Annotated in this window: 1 protein-coding gene; it reads right to left on the reverse strand. The window is 58.4% G+C overall.

Going from position 1 to position 1,132, the window contains the following annotated elements; translation table 11 throughout:
* Nucleotides 1-62: 62 nt before the first annotated feature.
* Nucleotides 63-1,132: IS256 family transposase (locus AC25M7_RS25430; RefSeq protein WP_486971631.1), on the reverse strand; the 1,070-nt coding region annotated here is incomplete at its 5' end.

The raw sequence follows: 1,132 nt of genomic DNA on the forward strand, positions 1-1,132 counted from the left end.
GGAAGTGTCAGATTTTTTGTGTGCGGGCCGGTAACGGCCTGCCGTCAGGCAGGCCCTGACTTTCACCAGGTCGGCCTGATGAACCGATCTCCGTACAAAATCGCGAATTGATTCATCGCACTTTTCCAATCATGCGCCGCTGAGCCCCAGTTCGCCGTGATGTTTCGCAGCCCCAGCCAGATCAGCTTGGTAGCTGCGTCATCGTTCGGGAAATGGCCTCGGGTCTTGATGATCTTGCGCAGCTGGGCATTGATACTCTCGATGGCGTTGGTGGTGTAGATCACTTTCCGGATGGCTGGTGGGAAGACAAAGAAGGGAATCACTCGATCCCAGGCGCGTCTCCAGGCCGCAACGACCGTTGGATACTGCTTGCCCCAGGGCCCGTTTTCAAACTCATCGAGTGCCTGCTCAGCCGCTTCGGCGTTGATGGCCTGGTAGATCGGCTTGAGCGCCTTGGCCAGTGCCCGCCGCTTGTCCCAGGCTGCAAAGTCCAGGCTGTTGCGGATCAGGTGCACGATGCACGTCTGCAGCGTCGTCTCTGGAAACACGGCGCTGAGAGCCTCTGGCATGCCTTTGAGGCCATCGGTCACGGCAATCAGCACATCCTCGACACCACGTGTCTTGAGATCGTTAAAGACCTTCATCCAGAACTTCGCACCCTCGGTGTTCTCGATCCAGATGCCCAAGATATCGCGCGTCCCGTCGGGTAGAACGCCCAGCGCCAAGTAAATGGCCTTGTTGCGCACCAAGCCTTCTTCGCGGATCTTCACCCGCAGTGCATCGAAGAAAATGACCGGGTACATGGGCTCCAGTGGCCGCTGCTGCCACGCGCCAATTTCTTCCATGACCTCGTCTGTCACAGAGCTGATGAAGTCGGGTGAGACCTCTGTTCCATACTGCTCGGACAGAAAGGCTCGGATCTCTCTGACCGTCATGCCACGGGCGTACATGGCGATGATCTTGTCATCGAAACCGGTGTACCGCCGCTCATGCTTGGGGATGAGAATGGGCGCAAAACTGCCGTCTCGGTCACGAGGAATTTCCAGCCGCAGCGGGCCATCGCCGGTCAAAACCGTCTTGCCACTCTTGCCGTTACGCTGGTTGGTTTCATCCTCTGGGCGCTGCGCGCCCG

It is taken from the genome of Pseudomonas sp. P106(2024) (assembly GCF_057480815.1).